We start from the raw sequence: 26011 nt of genomic DNA on the forward strand, positions 1-26011 counted from the left end.
GTAGCAGACGGTTAGCGTTGCCTCTCCCGGATGAAAAGGAACTTCCCATGCGCAGGACTTTCCGGCTGGCCGCCGTGCTGGCCGCCGCGACGCTCGGCCTCGCTGCCTGTGGTGGCGGCGGAGACGACGCTGCCGCGCCCGCCGAGGGCAAGGGTGGCGCGCCGATCGTGCTCGCTTCCTTCAACTTCACCGACAGCGTGATCCTCGCCGAGCTGTACGGCGCCGCGCTGGAGGCGAAGGGGTATCCGGTGGAGCGCAAGCTGAACATCGGCTCGCGCGAGCTGATCTACCCGTCGCTGCAGAAGGGTGAGCTGCAGTTCATCCCCGAGTACCAGGGCGCGGCGATCGTCAACGGGTTCAACGAGACCGCCCCCAAGGACGCCGCCTCCGAGCACGCCAAGCTCACCGAGCTGTTCGCGAAGTCGAACATCGGGCTGCTGGACTACGCGCCCGCCGAGAACAAGAACACCTACCTGGTGAAGGCCGACCTGGCGCAGGCGCAGGGCCTGGTGAAGATCGGCGACCTGAAGAAGCTGCCGAACGTGGTGGTGGCCGGTGGGCCGGAGTGCGAGAAGCGGCCGACCTGCTTCGCCGGCATCCGCGACACCTACGGCGTCAACGCCACCTTCCAGGCGGTGCAGGAGGCCGGGCCGCGGGTGGAGCAGCTGCGGTCCGGCGCGGTCACGGTGATCCCGGTCGACTCGGTGAACCCACTGGTGGGTGACCCGGCGTTCAAGGCGCTGGAGGACGATCTGGCGATCGTGCCGACCGAGAACGTGGTGCCCGCGGTGGCGAAGAAGGTGCTCGACGAGCGCGGCCCCGACTTCGCGGCCACGGTGAACGCGGTCAGCGCGAAGCTGACCACCGAGGAACTCCGGGGCCTGAACAAGCTGGTCGACTCCGACGGCGAACTGCCCGCCGACGTCGCGAAGGAGTGGCTGGCCACCCAGGGGCTGATCTAGGGCGGAGAATGGACTTCGGCCCCACCGCGAGGCGGGGCCGAAGACAGCCTCTGTGAAGGAGCTTGAGTATGGGCAAGGTCACCGCCACCGCGGAGCGCAGGATCGACGCGCCGGTGGAGAAGGTGCGCGAGCTGGTCGCCGACTACACCGCGCGGCCGAAGATCCTCACCGAGCAGTATCGCGACTACGAGGTGGTCGAGGGCGGCAACGGCTCGGGCACGGTCGCCAAGTGGAAGCTGCAGGCGACCTCGAAGCGCGTGCGTGACGTCGCGGCCACCGTTTCCGAGCCGGAGCCCGGCACCCTGGTCGAGACCGACGCCAACTCCACGATGGTGACCACCTGGACCGTGCGCGAGCTCGGCGGGGGCAGCATGGTGCGCATCGAGACCAGCTGGAACGGCGCGGGCGGCATCGGCGGGTTCTTCGAGAAGACCTTCGCGCCGGGCGGGCTCAAGCGCATCTACGCCGGTGTCCTGCAGAACATCGAAAAAGAGGTCTGAGCGGTGAGTGAAGCTACCGAGGTCCGGCTCGCCAAGCGGCCGCACGGCCTGCCCGCGCACACGGACTTTTCCATTGTGGACACCGATGTCCCCTCGCCCGCGGCGGGGCAACTGCTGGTGCGCAACGAGTTCATCAGCGTGGACCCGTACATGCGCGGCCGGATGTCGGAGGCCAAGTCGTACGCGGAGCCGTACGAACTGGGCAAGGCGATGTACGGTGGCGCGGCCGGCGAGGTGATCGAGTCCACTGTGGATGGATTCGCCCCCGGGGACAAGGTGGTGCACCAGCTCGGCTGGCGCACGCACGCCGTGGTCGACGCCAAGCACGTGGCGAAGGTCGACGCGGAACTGGCGCCGCTGAGCAGCTACCTGGGTGTGCTCGGCATGACCGGGCTCACCGCCTGGGTGGGGCTGCACGAGATCGCGCACTTCTCGCCCGACGACACGGTTTTCGTCTCGGGCGCGGCCGGTGCGGTCGGCACGGTCGCCGGTCAGCTGGCGAAGCTCAAGGGCGCGAAGCGGGTGATCGGCAGCGCGGGCTCGGCGGAGAAGGTCCGGTTCCTGACCGAGGATCTCGGCTTCGACGCCGCGTTCAACTACAAGGACGGGCCGGTCGCCGCGCAGCTGGCCGAGGCCGCCCCGGACGGTATCGACGTGTACTTCGACAACGTCGGCGGTGAACACCTCGAAGCGGCGATCGAAGCGGCGAACGTGCACGCGCGGTTCGCGGTGTGCGGGATGATCTCCACCTACAACGACACCCAGGCCGTGCCGGGCCCGCGGAACCTGATGAAGATCGTCGGGAAGCGGTTGCACATCCAGGGTTTCCTGGTCTCCGACCACGGCGCCAAGCAGCCGGAGTTCGTCGCGGAGGTGGCGCCGCTGGTCACCGGCGGGCAGCTGAAGTACTCCGAGACCGTGGTCGACGGCATCCGCAACGCGCCGCAGGCGTTCATCGACCTGCTGGGCGGCGCCAACACCGGGAAGATGCTGGTCCGTGTCTGAGCCGATCGTGTACGGGGCCGGCTGGTGCCCCGATGTCCGCCGGAGCCGCGCCCTGCTGGACCGTGAGGGCGTCGAATACCGCTATGTCGACGTGGAAGCCGATGCGGAGGCGGAGGCCCGCGTCCGCTCGCTCCAGGATGGCGCCCGCCGCATCCCGACCATCGTCTTCGACGACGGCACCTTCCTGGTCGAACCCACCGACGAGGCGCTCTCCGCCCACCTGGCGAGATGACGCCCATGCCGTGAATGTGGCTTTCACGGCACATTCCGCCGTGAAAGCCACATTCACGGCACTCGCCGGTCAGAAGACGACGGTGCGGTTGCCGTGCACCAGTACGCGGTTCTCCAGGTGCCACCGCAGGCCCTTCGCCAGGGTGAACTTCTCGATGTCCCGCCCCTTGCGCACCATGTCGGCGACCGAATCGCCGTGGCCGACGCGGATGACGTCCTGCTCGATGATGGGCCCGGCGTCGAGGTCCGCGGTGACGTAGTGGCAGGTCGCCCCCACCAGTTTCACGCCCCGCGCGTGCGCCTGGTGGTACGGCCGCGCGCCGATGAACGAGGGCAGGAAGCTGTGGTGGATGTTCAGCGCCCGTCCCGCCCACGCCGCGCACAGCTCCGCGGGCAGGATCTGCATGAACCGCGCCAGCACGATCGCGTGCGGGTCGTGGGCGTCGACCAGCGAGCGCACCCGCTCGAACGCCTCCGCCTTGCCGCCGGCCGGGAACGGCACGTGGTGGAACGGGATGCCGTGCGCGCGGGTGATGTCGCCGAGCGAGTCGTGGTTGCCGATCACCGCGCTGACGTCCACGTCCAGCTCCCCGGAGGCGACCCGCCCGAGCAGGTCGTACAGGCAGTGCCCCTCCTTCGAGACCAGGATCACCACGCGGCGCCGCTCGGCGGTGTCGACCACCGTCCAGTCCGTGTCGCTGCCCAGCGAGCGCGCCACCCCGGCGAACCGCGCGCGCAGCTCGTCGACGTCGAACGGCAGCGAGTCGGCGCGCACCTCCTGCCTGGTGAAGAACCAGCCGGTCTCCGGATCGGTGTGGTAGGCGGCTTCGACGATCCAGCCGCCCGCTTCGGCGAGGAAGGCGGCGATGCGCGCGACGATCCCGGTCCGGTCGGGACAGCCGAAGGTGATCACGTATCTGCGTTCTGACGGTGGCACGGTTGTCCATCCTTCCCCGTGCGCCCCGCCACGGCGCGCCGGGCCACCTCCAGAAGAACGACCACCGCCAGCCCGGCGCCGAACGCCAGCACCAGGCCCTTCACCGGCTCACCGCTGAATCCCGCGCCCCCGAGCAGGCCGAGCACCACGCTGTAGACCGCCCAGATCGACGCGCCGAGCGCGTCCAGCGCGACGAACCGCCGCAGCGGGTACCGCATGGTCCCGGTGGCCAGGCCCGCCGCGACCCGACCGCCCGGCAGGTACCGGGCACCGATGATCAGCAGCGCGCCGCGCTCGGCCACCGTCCGCCGCGCCCACGCGTACCGCCGGGCGCCCTTCTCCCCGCGGTGCAGCCGGGCCACCACGGCCGGGCCCGCCGTGCGCCCGATGGCGTGGCTGAGCAGGTCGCCACCGAAGGCACCGGTCGCCGCGATCACGGCTAGCAGTGCTAGCGCGCCGAAGTCCATTCCGACTAGCACTGCTAGGCCCACCACCGCGGTCTCGCTCGGCATGAACGGCAGCAGCGCGTCCAAGGCGGACACCGCGAAGACCAGCAGCCACAACCACGGCGAACCGAGTGCGGCCTGCAGGAAGTCGAGCACGTGCTCATCGTCGGCAACCGCGGTGACGCCCCGGGATGATCGGGGTGAATATTCAGCGTGGGGCGACGCTCGAATAGGGCACGGTCACCTCGCCGAGCCGCCAGCGCGCCCGCCGGTCGAGCACCGGCCAGCCCCGCCCGGCCAGCAGGCGCACCGCCTCGGCCCACCGCGCCCGCGGTCCGAACGCCTGGTGCCCGGCCGCGGTGTCCCAGCAGGCGTCGAACAACGACAGGAACTCGTGCACCGGTTCACCGGGCACGTTGCGGTGGATCAGCGACTTCGGCAGTCGCTCGGCGATGCCGGACGGCCGGTCCAGGCTCGCCGCGCGGCAGGACAGCGTCAGCGTCCGGGGTCCCTCGTCCGACACCGTGATCCACGCGCACCGGCGGCCGATCTCGTCGCAGGTGCCCTCCACCAGCAGGCCACCGGGCGCGAGCCCGTCGAGGATGGTCTTCCACGCCCCTTCGACCTCGTCCTCGGCGTACTGCCGCAGCACGTTGAACGCCCGCACCAGCACCGGTCGCGCGCCCGCCAGCTCGAACCCGCCGCGCCGGAAGTCCAGCCACGGCGGATCGGCGGCGGGCGCGGCCGCGGCGACGCGCTCGGGGTCCAGTTCGAGGCCCAGCACGCGCACGCGCGGGGAGATCGTCCGCAGCCGCTGGGCCAGTTCCACCGTGGTCACCGGTGACGCGCCGTAACCCAGATCGACGACCAGCGGCTCGGCCGCCCGCAGCACAGCGGCGATCGACGGGGTGCCGGTCAGCCAGCGATCGACGCGGCGGAGCCGGTTCGGGTTCGTGGTTCCTCGGGTGGGTGCGCCTACCGGGACGGTCAGCCGTCCGCGAGCCACTTCGCGGTGAATTCGGCTTCACGCACCAGCAGCCTGGTCACCTGCTCGGCGATCACCTGTTCCAGCTTGGCGCCGACCAGCGGGATGCGGACGCGCACCTCGCCACTGGTGATCAACGTCGCACCGGTGCCGTTCGGCACCAGCTCGGTGCGCGCGGTGATCTCCCCCGGCACGCCCTGGACGGTGGCCTTCGCGGTGCCGGTGTAGCGGTCGCCGGTGTGCTCCCACACCTGCTCGCGGTGCACGATCAGATCGCCCTTGTGGATCGTGCGGACCGCCTGCGGCAGCTGGTCCGCGCCGATGCCCTGGACGAGTTTGTACGCCGCCCGGTGCTCGTCGGCGGTGTGCTCCGGCAGCCCGGCGTGCTTGCCGCCCAGCAGGTCGAGGCGGGCGCGCAGGACCTCTTCGGCCGACTGCGCGTCGTAGACCTCGTCCACGCTCTGCGCGAACTCCGCGCGGTGCTCGATACGGGATGCCATGAGCGGGACAGTACCGTTCGGGGGCGTGAGCACTCTCGAAACTCCCACCCAAGCCGGTCTGAGCGAGCACACCACGCTGCGCCTCGGTGGCCCGGCGCGCCGGTTCGCCGAAGCCTCGACCAGCGACGAACTGGTCGAAGCGGTGCGGGCCGCGGACGCCGCGGGCGAGCGGCTGCTGCTGCTCGGGGGTGGCTCGAACCTGGTCGTCGCCGACGAGGGCTTCGACGGTGGGGTGCTCAAGATCGCCACCAAGGGCCGCACGCTCCGGCAGGACGGCCCCGTGGTGCACGTCACCGCCGAAGCCGGCGAGAACTGGGACGAGTTCGTCGAGTGGACCGTGCGCAACGGCCTCGGCGGGCTGGAGTGCCTGTCCGGCATCCCCGGGCTGGTCGGCGCGACGCCCATCCAGAACGTCGGCGCCTACGGCTTCGAGATCGGCGACCTGCTGCGCTCGGTCCGCCTGCTGGACCGCCGCACCCGCGACGTGCGGACCCTGGTCAAGGAGCAGTTGCGCCTGGGTTACCGCACCAGCGTGCTCAAGGGCACCGACCACGGCGTGGTGCTCTCCATCGACGTCGACCTGCACGGCGACGGCCTGTCCAGCCCCATCCGGTACGCGGAACTGGCCAGGAAGCTCGGCGTGGACATCGGCGCGCGGGTGCCGGCGGGCACCGTGCGCGAGGCGGTCCTCGAACTCCGCCGCGGCAAGGGCATGGTGCTCGATCCGGACGATCACGACACCTGGAGCGCCGGTTCCTTCTTCACCAACCCGATCCTGCCCGAGGCGAACGTCCCGGCGGTGCTGGAACGGATCGCCGGGGTGGTCGGCGCGGACGTGCAGGTGCCGCAGTACCCCGCCGACAATGGGGTGAAGCTGTCCGCCGCGTGGTTGATCGAACGGGCCGGTTTCGGCAAGGGTCATCCCGGGGCCGGTGGCCGGGTTTCCTTGTCCACCAAGCACACCCTCGCGCTGACCAACCGCGGCTCGGCCACCACGGCCGAACTGCTGGCGCTGGCGCGGGAGGTGCGCGACGGGGTTGAGAAGCGCTTCGGGGTGGAACTCCACCCGGAACCCCTGCTGATCAATTGCCGGTTGTGAGCTGGGCCGCGAGCAACCGCGACCGGTCCGGCGGCGTCTAGGGGACGAGTGGGTTCTCCGGGAGCAGGGGCCGGGGGACCGGGGACATGGAGGTGTGCGGTGTTTCAACGGCGGACGGTTCTGCGGGCGGCGGCGGTGACTCCGGTGGTGCTTTCACCCATCGTGCTGGCCGCCTGCTCGGGTGACGAAGGTGGCGGGACCAATCCCGGCGGTGGCCAGCCGCAGCAACCCGAGCCGCCCAAGGCCGTGCTCACCGCGGAACCCGCGGTGGACGCGAAGGACGCGCCGGTGGTGAAGCCGGTCACGGTGAAAGTGACCGAAGGCACCCTGACCGAGGTCAAGGTGACCAACCCGGAGGGCAAGGAGCTCGAAGGCGCGCTGAACCCGGAGAAAACGGTCTGGACCAGTTCGGAGCAACTCGGGTACGGCAAGTCCTACACCTACGCGGCGAAGGCCTCGGGCAGCGACGGCAAGCCGGTCGAGCTGGCCGGGAAGTTCGACACGGTCAAGCCCGCCAAGGTGATCCGCGCCACGCTCAACCCCGGTGACGACGCCGAGGTCGGCGTCGGCATGCCGATCAGCGTGAAGTTCGAGGCCGCGGTCAGCGATCGCAAGGCGGCGCAGGCCGCACTGGAGGTGAAGACCTCGAAGGAGGTCGAAGGCGGCTGGGCGTGGCTGTCCGACCGGCAGGTCAACTGGCGGCCGAAGGAGTACTGGCCGGCCGGCACCGTGGTCGAGGTCGCCGCCAAGCTCTACGGCGTGGACCTGGGCAAGGGCGTCTACGCCAAGGCCGACGTCACCACGAAGTTCAAGATCGGCCGCAACCAGGTGGTCAAGGTGAACACCCCGGACCACGTGATGAAGGTCTACCGCGACGGTTCCGAGCACGCGAGCTACCCGTGCAGCAACGGCAAGGACGCGGACCCGAACCTGAACACGCCGAACGGCACGCTGATCGTGATGACCAAGGAACCCACCTCGATCTTCGACAACGCGCGCTACGGCTACACCAACGTCAAGAAGAAGTGGTGCTGCCGCATCTCCAACCACGGCGAGTTCATCCACGAGAACGAGGAGAACCGCGGCAACATCGGCAAGGCGAACACCTCGCACGGCTGCGTCAACCTGCTCGAAGCCGACGCCAAGGCGTACTTCGACTCGGCGCTGATCGGCGACCCGGTGGAGATCACCGGCTCGCAGGCCAGTATGCCGACGACCTCCGATGTGATGGACTGGTTGCTCGACTGGAAGACTTGGCAGTCCAAGTCGGCAATCTAAGGACCCCTCCTTGCTCACCGAAGTCGTCGGTGCCGGGGGTGTGCGGCTCAGCCTGCGCGTAGCGGGTGCGGCGAACGCCTCGGCCATCGTTCTCGTGCACGGCTGGGCGCAGTCGTCGCTGGCCTGGTCGGCGCAACTGGCCGACCAGGACCTGACCCGGCACTACCGGCTGGTCGCGGTGGACCTGCGTGGCCACGGCGGGTCCGACGTGCCCGCACTCGGCTACGACGACCCGCGTGCCTGGGCCGAGGACCTCGCCGCGGTGCTCGACTTCGCCGGCAACGGCGCGCCCGTGGTGCTGGTCGGCTGGTCCTACGGCGGGTTGGTGATCACCGACTACCTGCGGGTGCACGGCACCACGAACATCGCGGGCGTGGTGCTGACCGGCGCGATCACCGAGATCGGGCGGAACCGGCCCGGCGGCCGGATCGGCCCGGCCATGCGTGCCGCGCTGCCCGCCGCGCTGTCCGACGACCCCGGTGAAGCCGTGCCCGCGCTGACCGCCCTGTGCTCCGGGATGTCCGCGCGGCCGGTGGACGGCCCGCTGACGCAGTCGCTGCTCGGCACCAGCCTTTCGGTGCCGCCCGCGGTGCGTGCGGCGCTGTTCCGCCGGGACGTGGACAGCTCCGTGGTGCTCTCCGGGCTCGACGTCCCGGCGCTGGTCATCCACGGTACGGACGACCAAGTGGTGGATCTCTCCGCCTCCGAATACGCCGCGGGGAAGATTGCGGGTGCCCGAACGCGTTGGATGCCAGGGACAGGGCACCTTCCGTTCGTCGAGGCCGCCGCGGAGTTCAACTCGGCGCTCAGCCAGTTCGCCGGCGAACGATTCGCCCACTGAGCTGCGCGGAGTGAACAAGGAGCGACCACGTGACGGTCACGTTGCACAGGGCCACGCGCTGGCCACGCCGGGTTGCGGTGCTGTCGGTGCACACCTCGCCACTGGAGCAGCCGGGTACCGGTGACGCCGGCGGGATGAACGTCTACATCAGCCAGACCGCCACCGAGATGGCCCGCCGCGGGATCAGCGTCGAGGTGTTCACCCGCGCCACCTCCTCCGAGCAGCCGCCGGTGGCCGAGCTGGCGCCGGGCGTGCTGGTGCGGCACGTGCCCGCCGGGCCGTTCGAGCCGCTCGGGCGCGACGAACTGCCTGCGCAGCTGTGCGCGTTCACCTCGGGCGTGCTGCGCACCGAGGCCTTCCAGGACCCGGGCCACTACGACGTGATCCATTCGCACTACTGGCTGTCCGGCCAGGTCGGGTGGCTCGCGCGCGACCGGTGGGGCGTGCCGCTGGTGCACACCGCGCACACGCTGGCCAAGGTGAAGAACGCGCTGCTCGCCGAGGGGGACACCCCGGAGCCGCGCACGCGGGTGATCGGCGAGGAGCAGATCGTCGCCGAGGCCGACCGGCTGGTGGCGAACACCGCGGTCGAGGCCCGTGAGCTGGTCAGCTTGTACGGCGCGTCCCCGAAGGCCGTGCACACGGTTTCGCCGGGCGTGGACCTGGACCGCTTCACCCCGGGGTCGAAGCACGTCGCCCGCGCCGCGCTCGGCCTGCCGCGGGACGCGGTCGTGCTGGCCTTCGCCGGGCGCATCCAGCCGCTCAAGGCACCCGACGTGCTGCTGCACGCGGCCGCGGCCATGCTGCGGCGCGACCCGGACCTGGCCGACCGGCTGGTGGTGCTGATCGTCGGCGGCCCGTCCGGCAGCGGGCTCGACCAGCCGCAGGCGCTCAAGGAACTGGCGGTCACCCTCGGTATCGAACGGCAGACGCGGTTCCTGCCACCGCAGCCCGGCGCGGCGCTCGTCGATGTTTACCGGGCGGCCGACGTGGTAGCCGTGCCCAGTTACAACGAGTCGTTCGGGTTGGTGGCGGTGGAAGCGCAGGCTTGCGGCACGCCGGTGGTGGCCGCCGAGGTCGGCGGGCTGCCGGTCGCGGTGGCGCACGGGGTGTCCGGGCTGCTGGTGCCGACGCACCGCGCGCGGGACTGGGCCGGTGCGCTGGCCTCGGTCGCGCTCAAACCCGAGTGGCACGCGGAACTCGCGGCGAACGCCGTGCAGCACGCGCGCCGCTTTTCCTGGCGGCGCACCACCGACGCGTTGCTGGATGCCTACGCCGAGGCGTCGGTGTCCTTCGGGGCGTTCCGGACGGAGGTAGCGGTTTGACCGCGGACAGCGTGATCAGGTCCACTTTGGACGCAGCGGGATTGTCCTACGAGCAGAAGGGTGACGGGCGGTACTTCGTCACCCTGCCCGGTACCAAGAAGCTGCAGACCAACTGCTGGCTGATCGCCGGTGAGCACGCGTTCTCGGTGGAGGCGTTCGTCTGCCGCCGACCGGACGAAGCACACGAAGAGGTTTACCGGTACCTGTTGCGCCGCAACGCGAAGCTCTACTCGGTGCACTACACAGTGGACGCCATCGGGGACATCTACCTGGTCGGCAGGCTGGCGCTGGACGCGGTCACCGAGGCCGAGCTGGACAAGATCCTCGGCCAGGTGCTCGAAGCCGCCGACGGCGACTTCAACACGCTGCTGGAGATCGGCTTCGCCACCTCGATCAAGCGGGAATGGGACTGGCGGGTCTCGCGGGGTGAGTCGCTGGCGAACCTGCAGGCGTTCAAGCACCTGATGGAGCCGGAGTCGGCGGCCGCCGGACCGGTGATGGATTCGTGATGCCCGGCGTGCAACTGTCCTGACCCCGGCTTCCGTCTACCCGCCCATGAAGCGCATGGGACAGAGACGTGGGGCGCTGGTGGCGCTCGTACTGGGGGCCATGGTGCTGGGCGGGTGCACCGCCGAGGACAAGGGGTCGACGGGTTCGGCTGCGGCGCCGGAGATGGCGACACCGGGCGCGGCGGCGCCGAATCCGAATGCTGCGCCCGAGAAGGGTGCTCCGTCGGACAAGGGTGCCTCGTCGGACGGGGGTGTCGCCAAGCCGCAGTCGGGCGATTCCGCCCCGGCTCCGGTGCAGCCCGGGCAGGCACTGGCGATCACCGACCGGAAACTCGCGCGTTCGGCCACGCTGTCGATCAGTTCGGGCGATGTCGGCGCGACCGTGCAGAAAGCCACCCAGATCGCGCTCGCCGCGGGCGGGTACACCGGGCAGGAACGCACGGACGACAAGCAGGCTTCGCTGAGCATCGTGGTGCCCGCGGAGAAACTGGACCAGGTGCTGGCCGAAATGTCGGGCACCGGTGAGAAGTTGCTGCGCCGCGAGCTGCAGACGAAGGACGTCACCGAAGAAGTGGTGGACGTCGAATCGCGGCTGACCACGCAGCGCGCGAGCGTGGACCGGGTGCGGGGGCTGCTCGGGCAGGCCAGCTCCATCAGCGAGATCACCTCGGTCGAACGGGAACTGACTTCGCGGGAAGCGGAGCTGGAGTCCTTGCAGGGACGGCAGAAAGCATTGGCGGGGAGCGTGGCGATGGGGACCATTTCACTGAACGTCAGCACCGTGGCCGTGGGCCCGGCGACGGTCGAGGAGGACCGGGGCTTCGTCGGTGGCCTGGCCGGCGGGTGGGACGCTTTCCTGGACTTCGGCGCTGGTTTGTTGACGGTTGTCGGTGCTGTTCTGCCGTTCGCTGTTTTGTTCGGGGTGCCGTTGTATTTCGCCGTTCGGTATTACTTGCGGCGTCGGGCTTCGGTTGTTCCCCCGGAGAGTTCGTAGGGGATGGGGAGGGGCCACCCCGGTTTTTTAGTGTGACTACGGAGGGGGAGGTGTTGTCAAGGCGGGAAAGATGCCTTGACAACACCTCCCCCGCCGTGTTTTTGGCTGTGGACCGGGATGGGGAGGGGCTGGGTGGTCTGGTGGTCGCTTTTCTGTGCCCGGCCGGCGGTGGGCACCCGGGGGCTGGGCGATGTCACGAATGTGGCTTTCGGGACGGTTTTCGCCTCGAAAGCCACATTCGTGACAGTGGGATGGGCGCGAGTGTGGGGGTCGGCTTCCCGAGTGTGTAGTTCGGCTTCCTGAACGTGAGACTCGCCCGGGATGCGGGCATGAGCCGGCGAGTCGCACACTCACGCACCCGAACCTCACACTCGGGAAGCCGAACCCCACGTTCAGGAAGCTGAACCCCACGTTCGGAACGTGAGCACCACGTTCGCAGCGAAGCGCGGCGAAGTCACGGGGGCTGGTTCAGGCGTGAAGCGGCCAGCGCTCGTCAGGGTGAGGAGCTCGCACCGTGGGGGTCCGGGGGGCTCGGCCCCCCGCTACTAGCACGTCGTCCCGCCAGCGGCGGGAAGCGGCGAAGCCGCGAACACGCCGCGGAACGGCGGGACGGCTCGAGGGAGGGGGGAGTCGCGAACTCGAGCCGCCCCGCATAACGTTCCCGCCGCTAGTGGACCCGGTGACGAGGGGGGTGCCAACGGGGCCGGCGGGCCGCAGCTCGGCAGGGGGGAGACGAGCTGCGTCCTCGCTCGCTCAGGCCGGGGAGTGCGTGGAAACCAGCCGAGCGAGTCGATAGCCAACTTGGCAGAAGCGGGTCTGTAATCACAAGACTACTGGCTACTCCATTCGAGTGAAATTCTTCCACTGGGCTAACTCAACGCAGTTCAGCGGACAACCCAATGCGGACCTGCGTGTCATTCCCAGCAATCGGGTGATAGGTCTACCCGGCGGTAACGCACTGTGGGTAGAACCCTGTTCAGCTCCTACCCGGGGATGCCCGCCCCGTCCCCGGCTGGCAGGCTGACCACCATGGCCGATCTAGGGACCTTGGTGCTCCTCCGACACGGGCAGAGCACGTGGAATGCGGAAAACCTGTTCACCGGCTGGGTGGACGTGCCGCTGTCCGAGCAGGGCGCCGCGGAGGCGAAGCGCGGCGGTGAGCTGCTCGCCGAGGCGGGCCTGCTGCCCGACGTGGTGCACACCTCGCTGCTCCGCCGCGCGATCTCGACCGCGAACCTCGCGCTCGACGCCGCCGACCGGCACTGGATCCCGGTCCGCCGGGACTGGCGCCTCAACGAGCGGCACTACGGCGCGCTGCAGGGCAAGAACAAGAAGCAGACGCTCGAGCAGTTCGGCGAGGAGCAGTTCATGCTCTGGCGCCGCTCGTACGACACCCCGCCGCCCGCGATCGACCCCGGCGACGAGTTCAGCCAGGCCGGTGACGCGCGGTACGCGGGCATCGACGCGCCGCTGACCGAATGCCTCAAGGACGTGGTGGACCGGTTCATCCCGTACTGGGAGTCCGACATCGTGCCGGATCTGCGCGCCGGCAAGACCGTGCTGGTCGCCGCGCACGGCAACTCGCTGCGGGCGCTGGTGAAGCACCTCGACGGCATCTCCGACACCGACATCGCCGGGCTGAACATCCCCACCGGCATCCCGCTGCGCTACGACCTGACCGAGGACCTGAAGCCGCGCACCGCGGGCGGCACCTACCTCGATCCGGAAGCCGCCAAGGAGGCCGCGGCCGCGGTCGCGAACCAGGGCCGCTGACAAATGGCTTGACGCGCGTCACGGACATCGGGATACGGTGTCCGTGACGCCCGCTGGGACGAGGAAGAGGTGAGAGCGATGAATTCGACTCGAGTCACCGCTCCCACCGCCACCGGGCGTCGTCAGCTTGCCGGAGGCTGACCGGGAGCGGTCCCCGCACCGCTTCTGAAAGGCCAAGCACTTGACCGATCTGGTCATCCGCCCGCTCCACGCGGGCGAAGGTTCCCTGTTCGACACCCTGGACGTCCCGCAGCTGGTCGGCTTCGGCGTCTTCGGCCGGAAGTTCGCCGAGATGTGGGCCAAGGGCGAGTACCGCCCCGAGTGGACCTGGGTCGCCCTGCGAGACGGCGAGCTGGTCGCCCGCGCCGCGTGGTGGGGTGGTCCCGAAGACACCGAGCCTGCCGCGCTCGACTGGTTCGACTTCACCGACCGGGAAGCGGCCGTCGAGCTGCTGCGCGCACCCGGTTTCCACAAAGCGGAGTACGAACTCGCGCTGCCCGCGGACTGGCGGGAGCGGCCCGAAGTCGTGGCTGCCCGGCAGGACCGCGTCGATGCGGCCATCGCGGCGGGCATGCGGCCGCTGGTCGACCGGTTCCGCTACACCTGGACCCTCGAAGACGGCCTGCCCGAGCGCCCCGGCCGCCTGGAGTACCGGCCCGAGCCGGACGACGAGGTCGTCCACGCCGCCTTCCTGCGCATCCAGGAGGGCACGCTCGACGCCCACGCGCGGCGTGCCATCGCCCAGGGCGGGCTCAAGCAGGCCGCCGACGAGGAGATGGAGTTCATGAACTGGCTGCCGTCGCCGCGTGAGTGGTGGCGGCTGGCCTACACCCCCGAGGGCGACCTGGTCGGTGTCACCGTGCCGGGGCGCAACTACGGCGGCGCGGTGGTCGGCATCATCGGCGTGGTGCCCGAGCACCGCGGGCACGGCTACGGCTACGACCTGCTGGTGGAGTGCACGCACCTGCTGGTGGAAGCCGGTGAGACCCGCGTGATGGCGGCTACCGACGTCGGCAACAAGGCGATGGCGGCCGCGTTCGAGCGCGCCGGTTATCCGGTGACCCAGGAACGTGCCGTGCTGGAGTGGCCCGCGTAGCTGCCCGGCGAGGCGTCAGAGCAGGCCCAGTTCGCCCGCTCTGACGCCCGCCTGGAAGCGGGAGGTGGCCCCCAGCGCGGTCATCAGTTCGGCCACCCGGCGGCGGTAGGTCCGCAGGCCGAGCCCGAGCGAGCGGGCCGCGGTCTCGTCCTTGCAGCCGGACGCGAGCATGTCGAGGATGCGTGGCGCCAGCGTGCGGATCTCGGCCACGCTCGCGTCGTAGACGGCCAGCTCGGTCGCCCCGCGCCACGCCGCTTCGAACAGCGACACCACGCCCTGCACGGTCTCCTCGCCGGTCAGCACGCTGTAGCCGCGCGGGCCCGCGGTCCGGTCACCGGCCAGGATCACCACCCGCCGGTCCAGGATGATCGTCTCGTTGATCTCGTCGGCGCTGATCCGGACCTCCGCGCCGAGCCGCACCAGCTCGCCGAGGTGCCCGGCGGCGGCGCGGTCCAGCAGCACCGCGGGCCGGTAGATCTTGCGCACCCGCTTCGCCCGGTAGTCGCCGGTGGGCTGACGGCTCCGGTGCGACGCGGCGAAGGTGCTCAGATCGGCGGCGGCGCAGGCGACCTCGGCCGCGCTCTCGAACAGGTGCGCGGTGCGCGCGAACAGCTCTTCCTCACCCCGGACCACGGTGCTCACCCCGTCCATTCTGGCAGCAAGTTGCCGAAGGTGGAGCGGCGATCTCCGCCCGCGCAGGCTGGAACCCATGACGATCTCTCCCCTCTGGACGCTCGGCGACAAGACCGTGCACCGCCTCGGCTTCGGCGCGATGCGGCTGGCACTCGGCCCCGACGGCGCCGAACGCGACCCCGAGCAGGGCGTTGCGGTGCTGCGCAAGGCCGTCGAGCTCGGCGTCGACCACATCGACACGGCCGCCTTCTACTTCCACGGCGCCGTCTCGGCGAACGAACTGATCAACCGGGCGCTGCGGCCCTACCGCGACGACCTGGTGCTCGCCACCAAGGTCGGCCCCAGCCGGAACGCCGCGGGCGAGCACCAGCCGGAAGCCCGGCCGGACCAGCTCCGCCCGCAGGTCGAGCAGAACCTGCGCGAACTCGGCCGCGACCACCTCGACCTGGTTTACCTGCGGATCGGCAATTCGCTCGACCGCGGTGCCGGTTCGCTGGCCGAGCGGTTCGGCGTGCTCGCGGACCTGCGCGAGCAGGGCCTGATCCGGCACCTCGGCATTTCCAACGTCGGCGAGGAACACCTGGCCGAGGCGACCGCCATCGCACCGGTGACGGCCGTGCAGAACTGGTACGGACTGTCCAAACGGGACGACGACGCGCTGCTGGAGCGCTGCACCGAGCAGGGGATCGCCTTCGTCCCGTTCTTCTCGGTGCAGAGCGGCGCACCGGACGGCGTGGTGGCCGGGATCGCCGCCGCGCACGGCCTCACCGAGGCGCAGGTGCTGCTCGCTTGGACCCTCCACCGGGCGCCGAACGTGCTCGCCATTCCGGGCACCGGGAGCGTCACCCATCTCGCGGAAAACGTGGCCGCGGCGGCGGTCGAACTCGGAAAGGAGGAACTCGACCGGCTGAATTCGGCTACGAAAGTGTGAACGCGCACTGAAGCACGCGCGAACAAACCGCGCAAAGGTGTCACGGGCGTCACGACGAGGCATCCAGCACTAGGCCGAACGGCCACCCATCTGCCTACGATCCTCCCGTGACCGTGCCCGCTTCACTCGTTCTGGCCGTCGGAGCACTGGTGGCCGGCGCGGTCGCCGGATTCCTCGCGGCCTCGCTGCGCCGCCGGCGGACCGTGCGCCGGCGGCCACCCGGCCCCACCGTCGCCGAACTGCTGTCCCGGCTGATCCACTCGTCGAACAACGGCGTGGTGGTGCTCAACCGGTTCGGCGACCGGGTCCTGCACAACCCGCGCGCCGAGGAACTCGGCCTGGTCCGGGACAACCGGGCCGACGTCCGCGCGCGCACCGCCGCCGAGCAGGTGGTCGAAACCGACGAATCGCTGGAAATCGACCTGTCGCCGGTGGAGACCCGCGGCCGCCAGCCGGAAGCCGTGCTCGGCGAGGTGCGCCCGCTCGGCGACGGCTTCACCGTGGTCGAGGCGGTGGACCACTCCGACGCGGTCCGCCTCGAAGCCACCCGCCGCGACTTCGTGGCCAACGTCAGCCACGAGCTGAAGACCCCGGTGGGCGCGATCGCGCTGCTCACCGAAGCCGTGCTCGACGCCGCGGAGGACACCGAGGAGGTCCGCCGCTTCGGCGGCAAGATCCTGCGCGAGTCGACGCGGCTGGGGCAGCTGGTCACCGAGCTGATCGCGCTCTCGCGGCTGCAGGGGGCCGAGCGGCTGCCCGACCTCAACGTGGTCGAGGTGGACGCGGTGGTGCGGGAGGCGCTGGGCCGGGTCCGGCTCTCCGCCGAGTCCGCCGAGATCGCGGTGACCACCGACCAACCCAGCGGCCTGCTCATCGAGGGCGACCGCACGCTGCTGGTCACCGCGTTGTCCAACCTGCTGGAGAACGCCATCCACTACTCCTCGCCGGGCAGCCCGGTCTCGGTCAGCCGCAGGCTGGTCGACGGCGCGGTCGAGATCGCCGTGACCGACCGCGGCATCGGCATCGAGGAGGCGGACCAGCAGCGGGTGTTCGAGCGCTTCTACCGCGCCGACAAGGCCCGCTCGCGGGCCACCGGCGGGACCGGCCTCGGCCTCGCCATCGTCAAGCACGTCGCCGCCAACCACGGCGGGGACGTGCGCCTGTGGAGCAGCCCGGGCACGGGCTCCACCTTCACGCTGCGCATACCCGCGCACACGCCGGACAACGGCCGACCGGCCACCGGCAAGCAGTCCGCGGCCACCCGCGCCGAAATTCCCCCCGAGCGGACTCCCCGCCTCGTGGGTGCCCAGGACGTCACCGATCATGGAGGACAGTTGTGACCAGGGTGCTGATCGTCGAGGACGAGGAATCGTTCGCCGACCCGCTGGCCTTCCTGCTGCGCAAGGAGGGCTTCACCGCCGCGGTGGCCACGACCGGCCAGCAGGCGCTGGAGGAGTTCGACCGCAACGGCGCCGACATCGTGCTGCTCGACCTGATGCTGCCGGGCATGAGCGGCACGGACGTGTGCAAGCAGCTCCGCCAGCGCTCCGGCGTGCCGGTGATCATGGTGACCGCGCGCGACAGCGAGATCGACAAGGTGGTCGGCCTGGAGCTCGGCGCCGACGACTACGTGACCAAGCCGTACTCGGCCCGCGAGCTGATCGCCCGCGTGCGCGCGGTGCTCCGGCGCGGTGGTGAGCCGGGTGCCGAGGGCGAGCTGGCGCCGCTGGTGCTGGCCGCCGGTCCGGTGCGGATGGACGTCGAGCGGCACGTGGTGACCGTCGACGGCGTGGACGTCTCGCTGCCGCTCAAGGAGTTCGACCTGCTCGAGTACCTGCTGCGCAACGTGGGCCGGGTGCTCACCCGCGGGCAGCTGATCGACCGGGTGTGGGGCGCGGACTACGTCGGTGACACGAAGACGCTGGACGTGCACGTCAAACGGCTGCGGTCGAAGATCGAACCCGACCCCGGCTCGCCGCGGCACCTGGTCACCGTGCGTGGCCTGGGGTACAAGTTCGAGTCATGATCTCGGTTTAATCTCGGTTGCCGACCAGCGGGTCTGCTCAGCCGGGTACCGTTTACCCCCGTGCGCCTTGGGGTCCTCGACGTCGGTTCCAACACCGTCCACCTGCTCGTGGTGGACGCGCACCGTGGTGCCCACCCGCTGCCGATGCACTCGGAGAAGACCGTGCTGCGCCTCGCCGAGCAGATCACCGGCTCCGGTGAGCTGACCAAGGCGGGCGCGGACGACCTGGTGCGCGCGGTGGAGTCGGCGAAGGCGGCGGCCGCGCGGCTGGGCTGCGCCGAGGTGATGGCCTTCGCCACCTCGGCCGTGCGCGAGGCGAAGAACTCGGCGAAGGTGCTGCGCAAGGTCACCGACGAAACCGGCGTGGACCTGCAGGTGCTCTCCGGGGTGGACGAGGCCAGGCTGACCTTCCTCGCGGTCCGCCGGTGGTTCGGCTGGTCGGCGGGCAAGCTGCTGGTGCTCGACATCGGCGGTGGCTCGCTCGAGGTCGCGATGGGCATCGACGAGGAGCCGGAACTGGCCGAGTCGCTGCCGCTGGGCGCCGGGCGGATCACCCGCACCCGGTTCAAGCACGACCCGCCGAGCCGGTCCGAGCTGATCGCCACCTCCGCGTGGCTGGAGGAGCAGCTCGCCGGACTGGCGAAGAAGGTGGCCAAACTGGGGTTCCCCGACCGCGTGGTGGCCACCTCGAAGACCTTTCGCTCACTGGCCAGGCTGACCGGCGCGGCGCCGTCGGCGGAGGGGCCGCGCGTGCGCCGGGCGCTCACCGACACCGCGCTGCGGCAGCTGATCTCCTTCATCTCGCGGATGACGGCCGCCGATCTGGCCCAGCTCGAGGGGGTCAGCGCCAGCCGGTCCCACCAGCTGGTGGGCGGCGCGCTGGTGGCGCAGGCCGCCATGCGAGCTTTGTCACTGCAGGAACTCGAGATCTGCCCGTGGGCGTTGCGGGAGGGAGTGATCCTGCGACGGCTGGACCATTCCAACGGTGCCGAGGACACTGCACTGGGCGGACGGGGACTGGACTTCGACGACGGGCGACAGGCACGGTGGAAGGGATGACCCAAGACAGCGGTAGCGAGCAGCACCAGAAGACGGTGGCCGAACTGCTCGCCCAACACGGTGGCCAGGGCGGTGGCTCGCGCCGCCGTCGTCGTCGTGCCGACGATGAGGAAGAAGCTCCGCGGCGCGACATCAGCGACACCGCTCCGCAGGCGATCATCGAGCGCATCCAGGGCGACACCCCGCCCCCGGCGAACCGGCGCAACGGCACCCCGCGCCGCTCGGGTTCGCGGCACGACTCGGGCGCGCTGCCGCGCCCGCCCCGGCAGGATTCCGGCGCGCTCCCGCGGCCTCCGCAGGATTCCGGCGCCCTGCCACGCCCCCAGCAGGAATCGGGCGCCTTGCCGCGCCCGCCGCAGCAGGAGTCGGGTGCGCTGCCCCGGCCGCCGCAGGACGAGCCGCCGCCCCGGCGCGGCCCGCGTCGCGGTGCCCCCGAGGCCGAGTCCCCGGTCGACCCGCCCACCCGGCGGGTCCCGACGCGGGCTCGCCGCCAGCAGCCCCCGCCACCTCCGCCGCCCCAGCCCGCCGGTCCGCCCTCGGGTGGGCTGTCCGCCCGCCTGGACGGCCTGGACGAGGCCGAGGCGCCACCCGTCGAGCCGGAGCCCGGTCCGCCGCCCTCTGGCGCCTACCCGGTGCCCCCGCGCGCACCGCGCCGTCGTGGTGGGCCGGTCCGCCGTCCCGCGCCGCCGACGCGCGAGGAGCACACCGAGCAGATCCCGGTGATCCCCGACGAGCCGGCCAACGGCCCGCCCAGCGGCTACAACAGCGGGTATTCGAGCGGCTACGCCAGCGGTTACCAGAGCGGGTTCACCCCGCGGCCGCAGCAGCCGGTCCAGCCCCCGCCGCCACCGGAGCCCGAGCCCGATGAGCCGCCCGCCGGTTTGGCGGGCTGGCGCCAGCGCCGGGACCAGGAGCGCCTGGAGGACACCCAGGCCGCGATGACCCCGGTCGACGACGATCCGATCGACGCCGACCCCGCCGGTGGCCAGTTCGCCTCCGGCCGGTTCAGCACCGGTGACTTCGAAGCCGTGCAGCGGCCGGTGGCCGGGGAACTCGGCGGGCCTGCCTACGCCGACGACTTCGACGGGCCACCGAACCGCACCCGCTCGGCCGAGTACGACGACGGGTTCGACGCGGAACTCGAGGCCGAGGTCGACGAGCTGGACGACCCGTACGCCGGAGCCGCCGGGCTCGACGCCGTCGAAGACCGGTACGAGGAAGCTTCGCCGGGTAAGCAGTGGCTGGTGATGGCCGCGCAGCTCGCGCTGGGCGTCATCGGCGGTGCCGGGGTCTGGCTGGGCTTCAACTGGCTGTGGGGCAGGCTGCCCGCCGCCGCACTGATCGCCGCGCTGGTGGTGATCGTCGCGCTGGTGTGGATCGTCCGGAAGATCCGCCGGGCCGACGACCTGCAGACCACCGTGCTGGCGGTGCTGGTCGGGCTGGTGGTGACGGTGTCCCCCGCCGCGCTGCTCCTGTTGTCCAAGTAGGACCATGCCCGCGTGAGCATTCCCATTGGCCTGTCCACGGCTTCGGTGTGGCCGCTGAAAGCCGGGGCGGGCTTCGAACTGGCCGCCGACCTCGGCTACGACGGCGTCGAGGTGATGGTCTGGGTCGATCCGGTCAGCCAGGACGTCGGGGAGTTGCGGAAGTGGTCGAAGCGCACCGGCATGCCGGTGCTGTCGGTGCACTCGCCGTCGTTGCTGATCACCCAGCGCGTGTGGTCACCCGATCCGGTGATCCGCCTGCGCCGGAGTGTGGAGGCCGCCCAGGAGCTGGGGGCGCGCACGGTGGTGGTGCACCCGCCGTTCCGCTGGCAGCGCCGCTACGGCGACGGGTTCGCCGACCTGGTGGCCGAGCTGGAGGACGCCAGCGGGGTGGCCATCGCGGTGGAGAACATGTTCAAGGTCCGCCCGCCGGGCCGGAACCGGGACGCCAGGGTGTCCGCGTTCCGGCCGTCGATCGACCCGACCGACGTCGGGTACCGCAACTACACGCTCGACCTGTCGCACACCGCGGCCGCGGGGATGGACCCGATCGCGCTGGCCGGGCGCATGGGCGCCGGGCTGACCCACGTGCACCTGGCCGACGGCACCGGGGTGCCGAAGGACGAGCACCTGGTCCCCGGCCGCGGCGGGCAGCCGTGCGCCGAACTGCTCGAGCTGTTGCTGCGCACCGGGTTCGACGGGCAGGTCGTGCTGGAGATCAACACGCGGCGGGCCGCCGAGCCCGCGCGGCGGGTCAAGGACCTCGCCGAAGCGCTGCTGTACGCGCGCCTGCACCTCGGGCAGTGAGGTTCAAGATCAACTTGCCCGGCCGGGTGACTCGGTTTCGGCGCGGCGAACACGTAAAGTTCCCGGCGTGAACCCCCTGCGATCAACGATCCTCGCCGCCGCGGGCAACGAGCGGCTGCGCCGGCTCGTGGCCACCGCGCCGGGCACCCGGGCGGTGGTCGAGCGCTTCGTCGCCGGGGAAGGCCACGACCAGGCGGTCGAAGCGGTGCGGTCCCTGGCGGGCGACGGCCTGACCGCCACCCTGGACTACCTCGGCGAGGACACCACCGACGCCGAGCAGGCCGAGCGCACCGTGCGGACCTACGTCGACCTGCTCGACCGGCTGCACGACGAGGGGCTGGCGCCGCACGCGGAGGTGAGCGTCAAGCTGTCGGCCATCGGGCAGAAGCTGGGGGAACGGCTGACGCTGGACAACGCCGGGCGCGTCTGCGCGGCCGCCGAGCGGTGCGGCACCACGGTGACCATCGACATGGAGGACCACACCACCACCGACGCCACCCTCGCCACGGTCGCGGAACTGCGCCGCACCTGGCCGTGGGTGGGCGCGGTGCTGCAGTCGTACCTGCGGCGGACCGAGGCGGACGCGCGGGCGCTGGCCGGTTCCCGCGTCCGGTTGTGCAAGGGGGCCTACGCGGAACCGGAGTCGGTCGCCTTCGCCGGCGCGCACGAGGTGGACCGGAGCTACGTGCGTGCGGCGAACGCGCTGCTCGCCGGCGACGGGTATCCGATGTTCGCCACGCACGACCCGCGGCTGGTGGAGATCCTCGGCGAGCGGGCGCGCTGGTACGGGCGCAAGCAGGGCAGCTACGAGTTCCAGATGTTGTACGGGATCCGGCCGGACGAGCAGCGCCGGCTGGCCGGGGAGGGGGAGACCGTGCGGGTTTACGTCCCGTTCGGGGAGCAGTGGTACGGCTACCTGATGCGACGCCTGGCCGAGCGGCCGGCGAACCTGAGCTTCTTCCTGCGCGCGCTGGCCAGCCGTTCGTGAGCGCAGGGGAAGAGGCCGTGCCCTTCGGCGCGGCGATTTCGACCCGCTCGCTCGGGGACGGCACGTTCACCGCGGACCTGCGCCCGGAGTGGTCGATCGGCACGCACCCGCACGGCGGTTTCCTGATCGCGCTGCTGGCCAAGGCCGCGCAGGCGCTGCTGGCCGAGCGCGGTGAGCCGCAGGCCGAACCGCTGGTGGTCTCGGCCGAGTTCCTGCACCCGCCTGCCATCGGCCCGGTGCTGCTGCGCACCGAACTGCACAAGCTGGGCCGCCGCGCGACAGTGGTCGGCGTGCGGCTGGAGCAGCGCGGGCGCAACTGCGTCGAAGCCAGGGTGACCACCGGGCGGCTGCCCGTCCGCCGTCCGGAGTGGACGGACGTCCCGCCGGTCCCGGCGGAGCCGCCGCCCGGCGCGATCCAGATCGGCGGCAACACCGCCGAAGGCGCGTTCAACCTGGCGAAGGCGTGCGACGTGCGCCTGGACCCGTCGACCGTGGGCTACCTGGCGGGCCGGACCGCGGACGCACCCCGCATCCGGCTGTGGGTCCGGCCGCGCGCCGGTCAGCCGGACCCGTTCTTCGCGTTGTTGGCGGGGGACGTGAACCCGCCGGTGGTGTTCAACGTGGGCCGCATGGGCTGGGCGCCGACCGTCCAGCTGACCGCCCTCGTCCGCTGCCGCCCGGCCCCCGGCTGGCTGCGCGTCCAGGTCGACTGCCGCGCCATCCACGAATCCTGGTTCGACTCGGACGCCACCGTCATCGACTCGGCGGGCCGCCTCGTCTGCCAGTCCCGCCAACTCGCCCTCGCCCCCGGCTCGTGACAACGCCCCGCGGCTCCAACGAATGCTATGAGTGGGGCATTACTTGCATCTAACGCAAGTAATGCCCCACTCATAGCGTTTGCCCGGCTCGAGACCGGGGCGAGGGTGTCGCTAGGCGGGGCGCTGGAGCATGACCTGGGGGCGTGGGCACTTCTTCGCGGCCGCGTAGGCAGCGCGTAGTTCCATGACGACCTTCTCCGGTTCGGTTTTCAACCGGCTGGGCAGCGTCTGCAGGAACACGATGCCCAGGCTCGTATAACGAGCGTTGCGGTCGAGTGTGTGGCGGTAGTCGCTGCGCCGGTAGTGGTGCTCGAACGAGTCGATCTCCCAGGCGAAGCCCACCTCGTCGCACCACAGGTCCGGCACGGCGACGCGTTCACCCCCGAGGTCGAACAGCGGCACGTTCTGCTTGGCCGGTGGCAGCCCGGCCTTCCGCCAGATCGCGGCGGCCGTGGCTTCCGGGACCGAGCGGACGTCCTCACCGAGGAGCTTCAACAACGCCCGCGGCAGCGCGGTGCCACGGCGACTGCCGGTCTCCAGCTCCGCGTACAGATCACTGTGCGAGCAGAGGCCTTCGTGGATCGCTTCGATCAGCAAGGCGAGGACCGGATCTCGTTTGCGCACGCGTCTTACCCCGTCGAGCACCGCGCGGGCTGGAGGTGCGAGCGGAATGCCGTCGACCCACCGCGGCTCGGGTGGATGGACCGTTCGTTCGACGAACGTGAAACCGGAGCTCCGTACCTGGTGAGCGGCGGGTATCAGGAGGTGGATTTCACCGCTGGTGGGTACGTTCCGCAAGCCGTAGCGGCGTGCGGCTTCGAACCCGGTCACGATGCCGTGCCCCTCGGCATGCATCAGCGCGGCTTCCACGCGTTGTCGCGCGGTCGGGCTGGCTCTCGCGAGGAGGACTATGCCCGGTAACAGGTGGGTCCACGGCCCACCTGGCTGACAGCGCCGGTAGGTCGTGCTCTCAGGCACGTTCAATCGCCGCAGGTCGGCGGCGCGGATCACCCCGTACCTGGCGTGTTCGCGCAGGTAGAGGTCGGTCGAATGCGGTAGTCGGCTCATACCGGCCGATCCTGCCGCCGAACACCGACAGTTTCGGATCGATTGCTATGAGTGGGGCATTACTTGCAATGAACGCAAGTAATGCCCCACTCATAGCAATCAACCCGGGGCCGGGGCGGCGCCGGGGCGCGGTGATAATCGGGGCATGGCTGTCATCGCGGTGCTCGGAGCGGGAAAGATCGGCGAGGCCCTGTTGTCGGGGTTGCTGCACGGGGGGCGCAAGCCCGGCGAGCTGCTGTTCACCGAGCGGTACCCGGAGCGGGCCGAGGAGCTGAGCCGCCGCTACGGGGTGCGCGGGGTCGACGTGCCCGAGGCCGCGAAGCTGGCCGACGTGCTGATCGTCGCGGTCAAGCCGCAGGACATCGAGCCGTTGCTCGACGAGCTGGGCCCGCTCCTGCGCCCCGAGACCCTCGTCGTGTCCCTGTGCGCAGGCCTGCCGACCGCCCTGTACGAGCGCCGCCTCGCCGAGGGCACGCCCGTGGTCCGGGTGATGCCGAACACCCCGATGGTGGTCGGCGAGGCGATGAGCGCGATTTCACCCGGTCGATTCGCCACCGGGGAGCACTTGGCGCTCGTCGAGGAGCTGCTCACCTGCGTCGGCACCGTCGTGCGCGTGCCCGAGTCGCAGCAGGACGCGGTCACCGCGCTCTCCGGCTCCGGCCCGGCGTACTTCTTCTTCCTGGTCGAGGCCATGATCGACGCGGGCATCCTGCTCGGCCTGCCGCGCAACATCGCCGAGAAGCTGATCGTGCAGTCCGCCGTCGGCGCGGCGAAGATGCTCGCGGAGACCGGTGAGCACCCGGTCACCCTGCGTGAGGCTGTCACCTCCCCGGCGGGCACCACGATCAACGCGATCCGCGAACTGGAGAACCACGGCGTCCGCGCGGCCCTGATCGCGGCCATCGAAGCCGCGCGCGACCGGTCGGTGGATCTGGGCAGGGCGCACGACTGACCAGGACGAGGCCGCGCGAAGCTCCGTTGAGGGTGGTGGCCGGGTGACGGGAGGGCGTTCGCCCAGGTGGCTGGCCTGCAAACGGGCGAATGTTGGCGATATCGGGCCTGGTTCGGGGCATTTCCGGTGACAGGCGTCGCATTAGTCTCACCTGTCCCGCTACTCTCGCTAGAAGCACGTGCGTGTCGGTACCGCCGGTGGGGAAGCCGCGCGGCGCGACACGTGTCGAAGGACGCGGTGACTATGCCGACGAAGAAGAAACAAGAGGACCTGACACCACCACGCCAGGTCCAGTTCCTGACAGTCGCCGAGGTGGCCACGCTGATGCGGGTCTCCAAGATGACCGTCTACCGACTGGTGCACTCGGGCGAGCTACCCGCCGTCAGAGTCGGGAAATCGTTCCGGGTGCCGGAGAAGGCAGTACACGAATACCTGGACAGCGCCTACTACGACGTGGGATGACACTCCCCCGCCGACCGGTGGTCGTCCGGCCACCGGTAACCTAGAAGGCCGCTCGTCCTGATGCGCTGAACGCCGCGCCGGGCCGGGTGATCACTGACGAGAGGTTAAGGAGCACCTGTGGGCTCGGTCATCAAGAAGCGCCGCAAGCGCATGTCGAAGAAGAAGCACCGCAAGCTGTTGCGCCGCACGCGGATGCAGCGTCGCAAGCAGGGCAAGTGAGCGGCGAACCACAGGTTCCATCGGCTGCGTGACCCACGCAGCGAACGGCCCGTCCGGCTCAGCCGGGCGGGCCGCCGCCATTC

At 70.7% G+C, this 26011-nt stretch carries 29 protein-coding genes; 23 read left to right on the top strand and 6 right to left on the bottom strand.

Annotated elements, in window-relative coordinates; genetic code table 11:
• The first annotated feature begins 47 nt into the window (after positions 1 to 47).
• From JOM49_RS08670 to JOM49_RS08685, 4 genes are all read left to right on the top strand, one after another.
• Positions 48 to 962, top strand: a complete 915-nt coding sequence (locus tag JOM49_RS08670; RefSeq protein WP_209663814.1) for an ABC transporter substrate-binding protein — start codon at positions 48 to 50, stop codon at positions 960 to 962.
• Positions 963 to 1030: 68 nt separating this feature from the next.
• Positions 1031 to 1462 carry an SRPBCC family protein gene (locus tag JOM49_RS08675; RefSeq protein ID WP_209663815.1) on the top strand — a complete coding sequence of 144 codons (432 nt, stop codon included), beginning with the start codon at positions 1031 to 1033 and terminating at the stop codon, positions 1460 to 1462.
• Between the two features lie 3 nt (positions 1463 to 1465).
• A complete protein-coding gene (locus JOM49_RS08680; protein WP_209663816.1) occupies positions 1466 to 2467 on the top strand; it encodes an NADP-dependent oxidoreductase in 1002 nt (333 codons plus the stop codon).
• Positions 2460 to 2699 carry a glutaredoxin family protein gene (locus tag JOM49_RS08685; protein WP_209663817.1) on the top strand — a complete coding sequence of 80 codons (240 nt, stop codon included), beginning with the start codon at positions 2460 to 2462 and terminating at the stop codon, positions 2697 to 2699. Before JOM49_RS08680 ends, JOM49_RS08685 begins: the two co-directional genes overlap by 8 nt.
• 69 nt (positions 2700 to 2768) lie before the next feature.
• On the opposite strand, the gene purU is transcribed toward JOM49_RS08685, so the two are convergent.
• Genes purU through JOM49_RS08705 form a run of 4 tightly spaced genes read right to left on the bottom strand, consistent with a single transcriptional unit; the run spans position 2769 to position 5566 of the window.
• On the bottom strand, positions 2769 to 3635 hold the full coding sequence (purU, locus tag JOM49_RS08690; protein ID WP_209663818.1) for a formyltetrahydrofolate deformylase: 867 nt from the start codon (positions 3633 to 3635) through the stop codon (positions 2769 to 2771).
• Positions 3608 to 4237 (bottom strand): DedA family protein, encoded by a 630-nt coding sequence (locus tag JOM49_RS08695; protein ID WP_308158692.1) that lies wholly within the window; start codon positions 4235 to 4237, stop codon positions 3608 to 3610. The genes purU and JOM49_RS08695 overlap by 28 nt, the downstream gene beginning before the upstream one ends.
• Positions 4238 to 4289: 52 nt before the next feature.
• Positions 4290 to 5087, bottom strand: coding sequence for a class I SAM-dependent methyltransferase (locus tag JOM49_RS08700; RefSeq protein ID WP_209663819.1), 798 nt, complete (start codon positions 5085 to 5087; stop codon positions 4290 to 4292).
• The gene (locus JOM49_RS08705; RefSeq protein ID WP_209663820.1) at positions 5069 to 5566 is read right to left on the bottom strand and encodes a DUF2505 domain-containing protein; all 498 of its coding nucleotides are present in this window, start codon (positions 5564 to 5566) and stop codon (positions 5069 to 5071) included. Before JOM49_RS08705 ends, JOM49_RS08700 begins: the two co-directional genes overlap by 19 nt.
• A gap of 25 nt (positions 5567 to 5591) precedes the next feature.
• Between JOM49_RS08705 and JOM49_RS08710 the strand changes: the two genes are divergently transcribed.
• The 8 genes from JOM49_RS08710 (at position 5592) to JOM49_RS08745 (ending at position 14481) form a co-directional block, all read left to right on the top strand.
• Positions 5592 to 6665: a UDP-N-acetylmuramate dehydrogenase gene (locus JOM49_RS08710; RefSeq protein ID WP_209663821.1), complete on the top strand. Its 1074-nt coding sequence runs from the start codon at positions 5592 to 5594 to the stop codon at positions 6663 to 6665.
• Positions 6666 to 6764: 99 nt separating this feature from the next.
• Entirely contained in the window at positions 6765 to 7943 is a 1179-nt protein-coding gene (locus JOM49_RS08715) for a L,D-transpeptidase (RefSeq protein WP_372443984.1), read from the top strand.
• 10 nt (positions 7944 to 7953) lie between these two features.
• The gene (locus JOM49_RS08720) at positions 7954 to 8784 is read left to right on the top strand and encodes an alpha/beta fold hydrolase (protein WP_209663822.1); all 831 of its coding nucleotides are present in this window, start codon (positions 7954 to 7956) and stop codon (positions 8782 to 8784) included.
• Positions 8785 to 8813: 29 nt separating this feature from the next.
• The gene (gene mshA, locus JOM49_RS08725; RefSeq protein ID WP_209663823.1) at positions 8814 to 10109 is read left to right on the top strand and encodes a D-inositol-3-phosphate glycosyltransferase; all 1296 of its coding nucleotides are present in this window, start codon (positions 8814 to 8816) and stop codon (positions 10107 to 10109) included.
• Entirely contained in the window at positions 10106 to 10618 is a 513-nt protein-coding gene (locus JOM49_RS08730) for a type III secretion system chaperone family protein (RefSeq protein WP_209663824.1), read from the top strand. Before mshA ends, JOM49_RS08730 begins: the two co-directional genes overlap by 4 nt.
• 55 nt (positions 10619 to 10673) lie before the next feature.
• A complete protein-coding gene (locus JOM49_RS08735; protein ID WP_245369267.1) occupies positions 10674 to 11612 on the top strand; it encodes a DUF4349 domain-containing protein in 939 nt (312 codons plus the stop codon).
• Between the two features lie 1029 nt (positions 11613 to 12641).
• Positions 12642 to 13385: a phosphoglyceromutase gene (locus JOM49_RS08740; protein ID WP_209663825.1), complete on the top strand. Its 744-nt coding sequence runs from the start codon at positions 12642 to 12644 to the stop codon at positions 13383 to 13385.
• A gap of 181 nt (positions 13386 to 13566) precedes the next feature.
• On the top strand, positions 13567 to 14481 hold the full coding sequence (locus tag JOM49_RS08745) for a GNAT family N-acetyltransferase (protein WP_209663826.1): 915 nt from the start codon (positions 13567 to 13569) through the stop codon (positions 14479 to 14481).
• A gap of 15 nt (positions 14482 to 14496) precedes the next feature.
• Here the strand turns inward: JOM49_RS08745 and JOM49_RS08750 are convergent, their stop codons facing one another.
• Positions 14497 to 15132, bottom strand: coding sequence for a helix-turn-helix domain-containing protein (locus JOM49_RS08750; protein ID WP_209663827.1), 636 nt, complete (start codon positions 15130 to 15132; stop codon positions 14497 to 14499).
• Between the two features lie 58 nt (positions 15133 to 15190).
• On the opposite strand from JOM49_RS08750, the gene JOM49_RS08755 reads away from it, so the two are divergent.
• The 8 genes from JOM49_RS08755 (at position 15191) to JOM49_RS08790 (ending at position 23227) form a co-directional block, all read left to right on the top strand.
• Entirely contained in the window at positions 15191 to 16045 is an 855-nt protein-coding gene (locus JOM49_RS08755) for an oxidoreductase (RefSeq protein ID WP_209663828.1), read from the top strand.
• Between the two features lie 107 nt (positions 16046 to 16152).
• Complete coding sequence (locus JOM49_RS08760; RefSeq protein ID WP_209663829.1) at positions 16153 to 17385, top strand: sensor histidine kinase; 1233 nt, start codon at positions 16153 to 16155, stop codon at positions 17383 to 17385.
• Positions 17382 to 18071, top strand: a complete 690-nt coding sequence (locus JOM49_RS08765) for a response regulator (RefSeq protein WP_209663830.1) — start codon at positions 17382 to 17384, stop codon at positions 18069 to 18071. The genes JOM49_RS08760 and JOM49_RS08765 overlap by 4 nt, the downstream gene beginning before the upstream one ends.
• Positions 18072 to 18131: 60 nt before the next feature.
• Entirely contained in the window at positions 18132 to 19130 is a 999-nt protein-coding gene (locus JOM49_RS08770) for a Ppx/GppA family phosphatase (protein ID WP_209663831.1), read from the top strand.
• Entirely contained in the window at positions 19127 to 20617 is a 1491-nt protein-coding gene (locus JOM49_RS08775) for an Rv0497 family membrane protein (protein WP_209663832.1), read from the top strand. Before JOM49_RS08770 ends, JOM49_RS08775 begins: the two co-directional genes overlap by 4 nt.
• Positions 20618 to 20629: 12 nt before the next feature.
• A complete protein-coding gene (locus JOM49_RS08780; RefSeq protein ID WP_282772982.1) occupies positions 20630 to 21421 on the top strand; it encodes a sugar phosphate isomerase/epimerase family protein in 792 nt (263 codons plus the stop codon).
• Between the two features lie 67 nt (positions 21422 to 21488).
• On the top strand, positions 21489 to 22409 hold the full coding sequence (locus tag JOM49_RS08785; RefSeq protein WP_209663833.1) for a proline dehydrogenase family protein: 921 nt from the start codon (positions 21489 to 21491) through the stop codon (positions 22407 to 22409).
• The gene (locus tag JOM49_RS08790; RefSeq protein ID WP_282772980.1) at positions 22406 to 23227 is read left to right on the top strand and encodes a thioesterase family protein; all 822 of its coding nucleotides are present in this window, start codon (positions 22406 to 22408) and stop codon (positions 23225 to 23227) included. Before JOM49_RS08785 ends, JOM49_RS08790 begins: the two co-directional genes overlap by 4 nt.
• 111 nt (positions 23228 to 23338) lie before the next feature.
• Here the strand turns inward: JOM49_RS08790 and JOM49_RS42865 are convergent, their stop codons facing one another.
• Positions 23339 to 23851: a hypothetical protein gene (locus JOM49_RS42865; RefSeq protein WP_245369268.1), complete on the bottom strand. Its 513-nt coding sequence runs from the start codon at positions 23849 to 23851 to the stop codon at positions 23339 to 23341.
• Positions 23852 to 24440: 589 nt separating this feature from the next.
• Here JOM49_RS42865 and proC point away from each other — a divergent pair.
• From proC to JOM49_RS08810, 3 genes are all read left to right on the top strand, one after another.
• Complete coding sequence (proC, locus tag JOM49_RS08800) at positions 24441 to 25247, top strand: pyrroline-5-carboxylate reductase (protein WP_209663834.1); 807 nt, start codon at positions 24441 to 24443, stop codon at positions 25245 to 25247.
• Between the two features lie 243 nt (positions 25248 to 25490).
• The gene (locus JOM49_RS08805) at positions 25491 to 25709 is read left to right on the top strand and encodes a helix-turn-helix domain-containing protein (RefSeq protein WP_113695703.1); all 219 of its coding nucleotides are present in this window, start codon (positions 25491 to 25493) and stop codon (positions 25707 to 25709) included.
• A gap of 117 nt (positions 25710 to 25826) precedes the next feature.
• Entirely contained in the window at positions 25827 to 25928 is a 102-nt protein-coding gene (locus JOM49_RS08810) for a 30S ribosomal protein bS22 (protein WP_017986394.1), read from the top strand.
• Positions 25929 to 26011: the final 83 nt, after the last annotated feature.

The sequence above is a fragment of the Amycolatopsis magusensis genome (genome assembly GCF_017875555.1).
Classification (GTDB): Bacteria; Actinomycetota; Actinomycetes; order Mycobacteriales; family Pseudonocardiaceae; genus Amycolatopsis; species Amycolatopsis magusensis.

What these genes read in the sequence shown, in the direction of transcription:
- JOM49_RS08670 (WP_209663814.1), top strand. Translation starts at nt 48, where the DNA reads ATGCGCAGGACTTTCCGGCTGGCCGCCGTGCTGGCCGCCGCGACGCTC.
- JOM49_RS08675 (WP_209663815.1), top strand. Translation starts at nt 1,031, where the DNA reads ATGGGCAAGGTCACCGCCACCGCGGAGCGCAGGATCGACGCGCCGGTG.
- JOM49_RS08705 (WP_209663820.1), bottom strand. Translation starts at nt 5,566, where the DNA reads ATGGCATCCCGTATCGAGCACCGCGCGGAGTTCGCGCAGAGCGTGGAC.
- JOM49_RS08735 (WP_245369267.1), top strand. Translation starts at nt 10,674, where the DNA reads ATGGGACAGAGACGTGGGGCGCTGGTGGCGCTCGTACTGGGGGCCATG.
- JOM49_RS08740 (WP_209663825.1), top strand. Translation starts at nt 12,642, where the DNA reads ATGGCCGATCTAGGGACCTTGGTGCTCCTCCGACACGGGCAGAGCACG.
- JOM49_RS08750 (WP_209663827.1), bottom strand. Translation starts at nt 15,132, where the DNA reads ATGGACGGGGTGAGCACCGTGGTCCGGGGTGAGGAAGAGCTGTTCGCG.
- JOM49_RS08755 (WP_209663828.1), top strand. Translation starts at nt 15,191, where the DNA reads ATGACGATCTCTCCCCTCTGGACGCTCGGCGACAAGACCGTGCACCGC.
- JOM49_RS08775 (WP_209663832.1), top strand. Translation starts at nt 19,127, where the DNA reads ATGACCCAAGACAGCGGTAGCGAGCAGCACCAGAAGACGGTGGCCGAA.
- proC (WP_209663834.1), top strand. Translation starts at nt 24,441, where the DNA reads ATGGCTGTCATCGCGGTGCTCGGAGCGGGAAAGATCGGCGAGGCCCTG.
- JOM49_RS08805 (WP_113695703.1), top strand. Translation starts at nt 25,491, where the DNA reads ATGCCGACGAAGAAGAAACAAGAGGACCTGACACCACCACGCCAGGTC.